This window comes from Verminephrobacter aporrectodeae subsp. tuberculatae At4 (assembly GCF_000193225.1).
Classification (GTDB): domain Bacteria; phylum Pseudomonadota; class Gammaproteobacteria; order Burkholderiales; family Burkholderiaceae_C; genus Acidovorax; species Acidovorax aporrectodeae.
Genome location: NZ_AFAL01000368.1, coordinates 1 through 10,144 on the forward strand (window position 1 = coordinate 1; position 10,144 = coordinate 10,144).

The following is a 10,144-nucleotide window of genomic DNA, read 5'->3' on the forward strand; positions in this document are numbered from 1 at the left end:
CCATCACGCTGGCCGACAACGCGCTCACCGCGGGCAAAACCACAACCGTCACCATCACCTTCAGCGAACCCGTCACCGGCTTTGACACCAGCGACATCGTGTGCCCCAACGGCACGCTAAGCCCGCCAACGGCCAACGCCGAGCGCACGGTCTGGACGGCGACATTCACGCCCACGGCCAACGTCAGCGCCCTGGCCAATACCATCCGCGTGAACCTCGCCGGCATAACCGACGACGCAGGCAACACCGGTACCGGCAGCGCAGACAGCGCCAACTACAGCGTGGACACCCGGCCGGCAGACACCACGGGCCCAACAGCCACGGTCACACTGGCCGACACCCACCTGACCGTTGGCGAAACCACAACAGTCACCATCACCTTCAACGAGCCCGTCACCGGCTTCACGCGCGACGACGTCGTGCTCAGCGAGGCCAACGGCACATTCACCGACCCCACGACGAATGACCATGGCAGAACCTGGACGGCAACATTCACACCCACGGCCGGCGTCGAGAACAGCAGCAACACCATCGGCGTGAACCAGGAGGGCGTGCGCAACGCCGCAGGCCGCGCCGGCACCGGCCACGCCCATGGCCCCCGCTACCAGATCGACACCCGCGCCCCGGTGCTCGCCAGCGCCACGGTCAACGCCAGCCAGTTGGTGCTGCGCTACACCGAGGGGACCAGCCTGGACGCGACGCATATCCCGCCCACCACGGCCTTCACGGTGCGCGTCGATAACGTGCTCACCGCCGTCACCGCCATCGCGGTAGGCGCGCAGGAAAAGACCGTGAGCCTGACGCTGGCCACCGCTGTCACCAACGGCCAGGCGGTGAGCCTCGCCTACACCGACCCCACGGCCGGCAACGATGCCAACGCCATACAGGACGCGGCCGGCAACGACGCAGCCAGTTTCGCGGCCACGCCGGTGGACAACCACACCCCCGCGCCACCGGGTCCGGCTCCGGGTCCGGCTCCGAGTCCGGGTCCGGGTCCAGCCCCGAGCCCGAGCCCATCGCCCCCGGAAGGCCCGGCGCCCAAGGACAGCAAGGACACGGACGGCGACAGCATTCCCGACAGCCTCGAAGACCCGACCCCCGGCCTCCCCGGCCCCGACGGCGCAGCCCCCGTGGCCGGCGACGGCAACGGCGACGGCGTCCAGGACGGCACGCAGGCGGCAGTGGGATCGACCAGCGCCAGAGTCCGCGCCACCGCAGAGAGCGCGACCAGCACCCCCGTGACCCTGGTGGCAGGCAGCCAGGACGGCAAGGTCGATCCGGCCAGCGGCGCGCGCATCACCCGCCTGGCGCAAGAGGACGCCCCCGCCCAATGGCCCGATGGAATGGAGATGCCCCTCGGGCTGCTCAGCTTCCGGGCGACGCTGGCCGCAGGCCGCAGCAGCGAGAAGTTCAGCCTCTACCTGGACCCCGCGCTGGGCGTCAACGGCTACTGGATGCAAGACGGCAGCGGCACCTGGATCAACCTGAGCAGCGCAGCCTACGGCGGCAAGATGGTGAGCGAGGGCGGGCGGCTGCGGCTGGACTTCGAGATCAGCGATGGCGGACCGTTCGACGCCGACGGCCAGGCCAACGGCGCCATCACCGCCCCCGGCGCCCCGGCGCAGATGCAGCTGTCCGTCGTCGGCCTGGCGTCCGATCTGGCGCCCAACGGGTTTTGGCTCTGATCGGCGTGATATAAGGCCGGGTTTGACTATTCATCAACTCACGAAAGGATCCCTTATGCGTCTCTTCATTGCCATGGTATTGCCCTGGTTGGCGTTCTTCACGATTGGCAGGCCGATTGCGGGAATCGTCTGCCTGTTGCTGCAAATCACGCTGGTTGGCTGGATCTTTGCCATGACTTGGGCGGTGTTCGCGCTGGGTCAGTACGAGACCGAGCAGAAGATCGCAAAGGCGCTCGGCGGTGGATTTCCCGCGAAAGTGGCGTAGGCACCTTGAGCGGATGACGCCGTAGATATCCGCTCCGTCGCTTGTCCGAAGGCACCCGGAAATCCTCCATCAGGAGAGGGAGCCGGGAGCCCCGGGCAGAAGCGTGTGAAGGCCTCCTCGCAAGGGAGGCCTTCTGCTTTCCGGGGCATCCAACACGCCTCGCGAAGGCGCTCAGGGTCGAGCGCTAGTGGTAAACCACTAACCCCCATTCTGGTAAACCAACGAATAATTGGTCCATCCACTTCCCCGCCATGACACTCGAACTCGTCCACCCACAACCCGAGCAGTTCTTCGACAACGAGGACAAGCTCCACGACAGGGCCTATCTGCGTCTGGCAGCCAGCGTTCATAAACTGATCAAACAGGGGGAGTTCTTGCCGGGCCAGCGTTTGCCCTCGGAGCGCGCGCTCGCGGATCGCTTCGGCGTCAGCCGCACGGCGGTGCGCGAGGCCATCATTGCGCTGGAACTCCAGGGCGTGGTGGAGGTGCGCGGGGGCTCGGGCATCTACGTGTGCCAGGCGCAGGGCGCCGCCGTGCCGCCGCTGCCCGGTGCCCGGGAGACGGGGGTCGGGCCGTTTGAACTGCTGCGCGCGCGCTGCCTGATCGAGTCCGAGGTCGCGGCCGTGGCCGCGGTATCGCGCAAGGACGCGGACCTCGACCGCCTGTTTGCCGCGCTCAAGACCATGCGCGAACAGCTCCACGACAAGGCCGCCAACGAGGCCGCGGACGTGCAGTTCCATGTGCATATCGCCGAGGCCTCGGGCAACAGCGTGCTGCGCCGCACCGTGCAAGGCCTGCGCGAGCAGGAGCGCGGCCCGCTGTGGACCCAGATCGAACAGCATTTCCACTCGCCCGAACTGCGGCAGAAGTCGCAAGAGGACCACCAGCAAATCTTCGCGGCCATCGTCGCCGGGCAGGCCGAAGCCGCCCGGCTCGCGATGCGCGCGCACCTGGAGCAGGTGATTTGCGAATTTGCCCAAAGCTGGCGCTGAACCCTAAGGAGTCATCGATGCAATGCATTTTCAGGAACAAGCGGATGGTGCCGATGGTGGTGTGGTGCTTGGCCGGCCTGTGCGCGGTGGCGCAGGCGCAACCGGCGCCTGCGGCGGGCGCCAGTCCGCGGCTGGATGCGATCCGCAAAGCGGGTGCGTTGCGCGTGGGCGTGTTGCAGAACGCGCCCTGGCTGGTGGAGAACACCACCGGCAGCGGTGCACCCTGGAGTGGCCCGGCTTGGTTGCTGGCCGAGGAATACGCGCGCCTGCTGGGGGTGCGGTTGCGCACCGTCGCGGTGTCGCACGAGACCAAGGTGCCGGTGCTGGCCGCCAACCAGGTCGATATGACCATCAGCCCCTTGGGCGAAACACCGCAGCGCCTGAACGTGGTGGACTTCGTCACCTATTCGACCACCAGCGTCTGCATGTTTGGCCGCGCAGACAAGGCGGCCCCATTCGCCCAAGCCGCTTCGGTGGACGATCTGAACCGGCCCGAAGTGACCATCGCCTACTTCACGGGGAGCGCGGAGGAGGGCTGGATCAGGACGCGCTTCCCGCGGGCGCAGCTGCGCGCGGTGGCCAGCTCCGGCGCCACGGCGCCGGTGGAGGAAATCATGGCGCGCCGTGCCGACGCGGCGCCGATCAACCGTGTGTCATGGGTCGGCCTGCAACGCAAAGTCAAGGGGCTGGCGGCTTTGCCCAAGGAAAACAATTGCCAGAGCAGCGCCGAGAAGGCCTCGCCGGTGGGCCTGGCCGTTGACAAGAACCAGCCGGTCTACCTGGACTGGCTGCGCCAGGTGGCGCGCGCGCACCAGGCCAGGCTCAACGCGGACGAGGCGCGCATGGTCCAGGCAATGCAATGAACGCAAACCCGAAAGGAGACTTTCCATGTCATTCCCTCTGAAAAGCAGCCGTGGCTGCATGTGGCCGCGCGCGGTGCTTGCCGCCGTGGTCGTCGGGGTCAGCACCGGCGCCAGCGCCCAGACCCCGCCGGCGCCCGGCGCCAGCGCCCGCGTGGACGCGATCCGCAAGGCCGGCGCGCTGCGCGTGGGCGTGGTCAACAACCCGCCCTGGCTGGCGCAGAACACCAGCGGGATGGGCGAGCCCTGGTCGGGTCCGTCGTGGACCCTGGGCAAGGAGTTCGCCAAGCTGCTGGGCGTGCGCATCCAGCCCGTCGCGGTGAGCCACGAGACCAAGGTGCCGGCGCTGGTGGCGAACCAGATGGACATCATGATCGGCCCGTTGAACGAGACCGCCGAGCGCGCCAAGATCATCGACTTCGTCACCTTTTCGAGCACCGGCGTGTGCATGTTCGGCCGCGCCGACAACCCCAAGTTCACCGGTGCGCAAACGCTGGACGACTTCAACAAGCCCGAGATCACCATGGCCTATTTCTCGGGCGCGGGGGAGGAGCCGCTGGTGCGCCAGCGCTTTCCCAACGCGAAGATGCGCGGCGTGGCCAACTCGGGCTCGGTGGCGCCCATCGAGGAGGTGCTCGCGGGCCGCTCCGACGTGGCCCCGATCAACCGCATGCTCTGGCCGAACATCAGCAAAAAGCTCAAGGGCCTGGCCGCTTTCCCCAAGGAAAACGACTGCCAGGACAGCAATATCTTCCAGATCGACACCGGCATGGGCGTCGCCAAGGACCAGCAGGTGTACCTGGACTGGCTGCGCAGCGTGGCCCGGCGCATGCAGTCGGCGCTCACGGAGGAAGAGCAGCGCGCCACGCGGAGCCTGCGCTGAAGCCCCCCCGAGCCGTCCCCGAGGAGCCCCCATGCTGAATTGCGAAATCCATGGCGCGCGCGACCTGCGCGTCACCGAAGCCCCCACCGAGCCGCTCGCCGCGCACCAGGTGCGCGTGGGGATCCGGGCGGTGGGCATCTGCGGCTCCGACCTGCACTACTACCTGCACGGCCGGGTCGGTGACTTCGTCATCCGCGCGCCGCTGACCCCGGGGCACGAGGCCTCCGGCCAGGTGCTGGAGCTCGGTGCGCAGGTGCAGGGCCTGCGGGTCGGCCAGCGCGTGGCGCTGAATCCCTCGCGCAACTGCGGCCTGTGCCGCTTCTGCCGCGCCGGCGCGGCGAATCACTGCGACAACGTCCACTTCTTCGGCAGCGCCAGCAAGTGGCCGCACATGCAGGGCGCGATGCGTGAGCAGGTGCTGATCGACGCCGCGCAGTGCATTCCCGTTCCCGACGCGCTCTCGTACGAGATGGCGGCCTTTGGCGAGCCGCTCGCGGTGGCGCTGCACGCGGTCAACGAGGCCGGCCCGCTGCTCGGCCAGCGCGTGATGGTCGTGGGCGCCGGACCCATTGGCGCGCTGGTCCTGATGGCTGCGCACCTGGCCGGTGCCCGGGAGTCGATCGCGGTGGACATCGTGGACCAACCCCTGGCCGCCTGCGCCCGCGTGGGCGCGACGCAGACCATCAACGTGGCCCGCGACGCGGCCGCGCTGGAGGCGCTGACCGAGGGCAAGGGCCAGGTCGATGTGTGTTTCGAGGTCTCGGGCAGCTACGCCGCGCTGGCCCACTGCATTCGCGCGACGCGCCCGCGCGGCACCGTGGTGCAGGTGGGTTCGCTCCATGGCAGCAGCGAGGGCTGCCCGTTGAACCAGATCATGGTCAAGAGCCTGCGCTACGTCGGTACCTTCCGTTTCGTCGACGAATACGCCTGGGCGGTGGACTACCTGAGCCGCGGCGTGCTCGACGTCTCGCCCCTGCTCACGCAGGCGCTGCCGGTGGCGCAGGTGCACGCGGCCTTTGCGCTCGCAGCCGACCGGCAGCAGGCGATGAAGGTCATGGTCACGTTCTGAGCCTGAGCGCAGGCGCTCGTCCACCCCCACCATCCACCCGGGCCGCCCACCATGGACTTCGACTTTTCGCCGATTGCCGAGAACTGGCGCTTTTTTGCCGCGGGCCTGGGCGTCACGCTCGCGCTGAGCGCGGTGAGTGCGGTCACCAGCATCTTCGCCGGCCTCGTGATCGCGCTGCTCAGGCTCTACGGGCCGCGCTGGCTGCGGCCGCTGCTGGTGTTCTACATCGACAGCATGCGCGCGATCCCGGTGCTCGTGGTGCTGATCTGGATCTACTTCGCTTTTCCGATACTCGCCGGCATCACCTTCCCGCCGTTCTGGGCGGCGCTGGTGGCACTCACGCTGCATATCGCGGCCTACGCGGCGGAGGTGATGCGCGCCGGAATCGAGTCCATCCGGCCGGGGCAGACGCGGGCCGCGCTGGCGCTGGGCATGTCGCGCGTGCAGCTGCTGCGCCGGGTGCTGCTGCCGCAGGCGACGATCCGCATGCTGCCGGCCTTCGGCTCGATCCTGACGATTGCCATCAAGGACACGGCCATCGCCACCGTGATCGCGGTGCCCGAGCTGATGCACAGGGCCGAGACCGTGGCCGGCCAGAGCTACCGCCCGGTGGAGGTGTTCACCGCCGTGATGCTGGCGTACTTCCTGATCCTGTTTCCCGTCACGCGCGGCGTGGACCGGCTGTACCAGCGCCTGGCGCACCTGGGCCGTTCCTGAGAGGGCATGCCATGACATTCGATTGGTCCGTGATCTGGACGCACTGGCAGGCCCTGCTCGGCGGCGCTGCGCTGACCGTCGGCCTGACCGTGTTGACCATGCTGCTGGCCGTTCCCGGCGGCATCGTGCTGGCGCTGATGCGCATCGCCCCGAACCGCTGGATGCAGCGCGCCGCGCTGTGTTTCGTGGAGTTCTTCCGCAACCTGCCGCTGATCCTGGTCATCTACTGGGCGTTCTACGTGATGCCCATGGCCACCGGCCTGCAACTGTCGCCGCTGCTCACCGCGCTGGTGGCGCTGGTGCTGAACATCTCGGCGTACAACGCGGAGACCTTCCGCGCCGGAATCAACTCGATCCGCAAAGGGCAGATGGAGGCCGCGCTGGCCATGGGCATGTCGCGCCACCAGGCGATGTTCAAGGTCGTGATCCCGCAGGCGGTGCGGCGCATCCTGCCCGTTTTCGCGAGCACCTGGGTCTCGCTGTTCAAGGACACCTCGCTGGTCTCGGTCATCGCCGTCGGCGAGCTCGCCTACAGCGCCATGCAGATCCGCGCCCAGACCTTTCGCGTGCTCGAAATGCTGACCGCGATGGCCGCCATTTACTGGCTCATGGGCTACCCCCAGGCCAAGCTGGTCGATTGGATCCACCGCAAATACGGAGTCAGGGAATGAACACGAGCACCTCCCCCCACGCGGCACGCAAGAACGCCGACCAGCCCTCGGTGCTGGTCTACGACAAGGTGCGCAAACTCTACGGGGACTTCGTCGCGCTCGACGGCGTGTCGCTGCAGGTGAACAAGGGCGAGGTGATGTGCCTGATCGGCCCCTCGGGGTCGGGCAAGTCCACGCTGCTGCGCTGTACCAATGCGCTGGAGACGATCGACGGCGGCCGCGTGCTGCTCGACGGCCAGCCGCTGCCGGGCGACGAGCGCCAGATGCGCAAACTGCGCCAGCGCATGGGCATGGTGTTCCAGAGCTTCGAGCTGTTCCCGCACAAGTCGGCGCTGGACAACGTGGCCATGGGTCCGGTCACCGTGCTCGGCATGCCGCAGGACGCGGCGCGCGAGCGCGCGCGGCGCCTGCTCGACAAGGTGGGCCTGGCCGCCAAGGCGGACAATTTTCCGGCCAACCTCTCGGGCGGCCAGCAGCAGCGCGTTGCGATTGCGCGCGCGCTGGCCATGGAGCCCGAGGTGATGCTGTTCGACGAGCCGACCTCCGCGCTCGACCCCGAGACCGTGGGCGAGGTCCTGAGCGTGATGCAAAAGCTCGCCCAGGAGGGCATGACCATGATCGTCGTGACGCACGAGATGGGCTTTGCGCGCCGGGTCGCCGACTGGGTGGTGGTGTTCGAGTCGGGCGCGATCATCGAGCAGGGGCCGCCCGGGCAAATCTTTGACCACCCCACGGTGGAGCGCACGCGCGATTTCCTGGGGCATCTCGGCTGGAATGGATGAAATGCAGCACCCGGTTTCCTTGTTCTCTTTGCCAACGCCATGAAAATCACCAACGCCCGCGTCATCGTTTGCAGCCCCGGCCGCAACTTCGTCACCCTCAAGATCGAGACCGACCAGGGCCTCACGGGGATCGGTGACGCCACCCTCAACGGCCGCGAGCTGGCGGTCGCCGCGTACCTCAGCGAGCATGTCGTGCCCTGCCTGATCGGGCGCGACGCGCAGCAGATCGAGGACATCTGGCAGTACCTGTACAAGGGCGCGTACTGGCGCCGCGGCCCGGTCACCATGTCGGCCATCGCGGCCGTGGACACGGCGCTGTGGGACATCAAGGCCAAGGCCGCGGGACTGCCGCTGTACCAGCTGCTCGGCGGCAAGAGCCGCACCGGCGTGATGGTCTACGGCCACGCCAACGGCAGCGACATCGAGCACACGCTCGACGAGGTGCTGCGCTACGCCGAGGCCGGCTACAAGGCGATCCGCGCGCAAAGCGGGGTGCCGGGCCTGGAGAAGGTCTACGGCGTCGGCAAGGGCACGCTGTTCTACGAGCCGGCCGACGCCGACCTGCCGTCCGAGCACGACTGGTCGAGCGAGAAATACCTGCGCCACACGCCGCGGCTGTTCGAGCGCATCCGCGAAAAGCTCGGCTTTGAACACCACCTGCTGCACGACGTGCACCACCGCCTCACGCCGATCGAGGCCGGGCGGCTGGGCAAGGCGCTGGAACCCTTCCAGCTGTTCTGGATGGAGGACGCGACGCCGGCCGAAAACCAGCAGGCGTTTCGCCTGATCCGCCAGCACACGACCACGCCGCTGGCCGTCGGCGAGGTTTTCAACACCATCTGGGACTGCAAGGAGCTGATCGAGAACCAGCTCATCGACTACATCCGCAGCACCGTGGTCCACGCGGGCGGAATCACGCACCTGCGGCGCATCGCCGACTTGGCCGCGCTCTACCAGGTGCGCACCGGCTGCCATGGCGCCACCGACCTGTCGCCGGCGTGCATGGGCGCGGCGCTGCATTTCGACATCTGGGTGCCCAACTTCGGCATCCAGGAATACATGCGCCACACCGAGGAGACCGACGCCGTGTTCCCGCACAGCTACCACTTCGCGGACGGCATGCTCTACCCCGGCGAGACGCCCGGCCACGGCGTCGAGATCGACGAGGCGCTGGCCGCCAAATACCCCTATCAGCGCGCCTATCTGCCGGTGAACCGCCTGCAGCACGACGGCACGCTGCACAGCTGGTAGCAGGGCGCGCCGCGATGGAACGCCTCTCGCCCCACACCCTGGTCCGGTTGCCGGCCGGGGTGGTGTGCCCCGGCTACGACCGCACGGCGCTGAAAACCGGCATCGTGCACCTGGGCCTGGGCGCCTTCGCGCGCGCGCACCTGGCGGCCGTGAACGAGGCCGCGCTGCAGGCCAGCGGCGACCTGTGCTGGGGAATCGCCGGCGTGTCGCTGCGCAGCCCGGACACGCGCGACGCGCTCGCGCCGCAGCGTGGTCTCTACACGCTGGCGCTGCGCGATCTGGACCCGACCGGCGCGCCGCGCATGGCGCTGCAACTCATCGGCTGCCTGCGCGAGCTGCTCGTCGCGCCCGAGGACCCGGCGGCCGTGGTCGCGCTGATCGCCCACCCCGACACGCGCATCGTCAGCCTGACCGTGACCGAAAAAGGCTACTGCCACGACCCGGCCAGCGGCGCCTTGCAGACGCAGCACCCGGACGTGCAGCACGACCTGGCCGCGCTCGATCGGCCGCGCAGCGCGCTGGGCTTCATCGTCGCCGGCCTGCGCGAACGCCAGCGGCAGGGCCTGGCGCCGGTGACGCTGCTCTCGCTGGACAACCTGCCGGCCAACGGCCAGCTGCTGCGCGGCCTGGTGCTGGACTTTGCCGCGCGCGTGGACGGCGCGCTGGCCGACTGGATCGCCGCGCGCTGCAGCTTTCCCTGCTCCATGGTGGACCGTATCGTGCCGCGCACCACCGACGAGGACCGCGCGCTGGTGCACGCGGCGCTGGGCGCGCAGGACGCCTGGCCGGTGCTCGGCGAGCGCTTTCTGGACTGGGTGCTCGAGGACGCCTTCGTCGCCAACCGACCGGCCTGGGAGCGCAGCGGCGCGCGCTTCGTGCAGGAGGTGCAGCCCTTCGAGACGCTCAAGCTGCGCATGGTCAACGGAACGCATTCGGCGCTCGCCTACCTGGCGCTGCTCGCCGGGATCG

11 protein-coding genes are annotated in these 10,144 nt (G+C 68.6%); all 11 read left to right on the forward strand.

Translation table 11 applies throughout. From position 1 onward, the window contains the following. Positions 1-1,685: Ig-like domain-containing protein (locus VTU_RS26605; protein ID WP_010103348.1), on the forward strand; the 1,685-nt coding region annotated here is incomplete at its 5' end. A 55-nt stretch (positions 1,686-1,740) separates the two neighbouring features. Next, the gene (locus VTU_RS0108775) at positions 1,741-1,950 is read left to right on the forward strand and encodes a hypothetical protein (protein WP_010103350.1); all 210 of its coding nucleotides are present in this window, start codon (positions 1,741-1,743) and stop codon (positions 1,948-1,950) included. A gap of 251 nt (positions 1,951-2,201) precedes the next feature. Next, positions 2,202-2,942: a FadR/GntR family transcriptional regulator gene (locus VTU_RS0108780; protein WP_010103352.1), complete on the forward strand. Its 741-nt coding sequence runs from the start codon at positions 2,202-2,204 to the stop codon at positions 2,940-2,942. A 44-nt stretch (positions 2,943-2,986) separates the two neighbouring features. Further along, positions 2,987-3,805, forward strand: coding sequence for a substrate-binding periplasmic protein (locus VTU_RS0108785; protein ID WP_010103353.1), 819 nt, complete (start codon positions 2,987-2,989; stop codon positions 3,803-3,805). A 58-nt stretch (positions 3,806-3,863) separates the two neighbouring features. Then, positions 3,864-4,685 (forward strand): substrate-binding periplasmic protein, encoded by an 822-nt coding sequence (locus VTU_RS0108790; protein ID WP_010103354.1) that lies wholly within the window; start codon positions 3,864-3,866, stop codon positions 4,683-4,685. 31 nt (positions 4,686-4,716) lie between these two features. After that, positions 4,717-5,754 carry an L-idonate 5-dehydrogenase gene (locus VTU_RS0108795; RefSeq protein WP_010103355.1) on the forward strand — a complete coding sequence of 346 codons (1,038 nt, stop codon included), beginning with the start codon at positions 4,717-4,719 and terminating at the stop codon, positions 5,752-5,754. Positions 5,755-5,805: 51 nt separating this feature from the next. After that, on the forward strand, positions 5,806-6,471 hold the full coding sequence (locus VTU_RS0108800) for an amino acid ABC transporter permease (protein ID WP_010103356.1): 666 nt from the start codon (positions 5,806-5,808) through the stop codon (positions 6,469-6,471). Between the two features lie 11 nt (positions 6,472-6,482). Continuing rightward, positions 6,483-7,142, forward strand: coding sequence for an amino acid ABC transporter permease (locus VTU_RS0108805; protein WP_010103357.1), 660 nt, complete (start codon positions 6,483-6,485; stop codon positions 7,140-7,142). Continuing rightward, on the forward strand, positions 7,139-7,924 hold the full coding sequence (locus tag VTU_RS0108810; protein ID WP_010103358.1) for an amino acid ABC transporter ATP-binding protein: 786 nt from the start codon (positions 7,139-7,141) through the stop codon (positions 7,922-7,924). Before VTU_RS0108805 ends, VTU_RS0108810 begins: the two co-directional genes overlap by 4 nt. Before the next feature lie 39 nt (positions 7,925-7,963). Further along, positions 7,964-9,175 carry a D-mannonate dehydratase ManD gene (gene manD / locus VTU_RS0108815; protein WP_010103360.1) on the forward strand — a complete coding sequence of 404 codons (1,212 nt, stop codon included), beginning with the start codon at positions 7,964-7,966 and terminating at the stop codon, positions 9,173-9,175. A gap of 14 nt (positions 9,176-9,189) precedes the next feature. Continuing rightward, positions 9,190-10,144, forward strand: a 955-nt coding sequence (locus tag VTU_RS0108820) for a mannitol dehydrogenase family protein (protein WP_010103361.1), incomplete at its 3' end; no start/stop codon positions are given.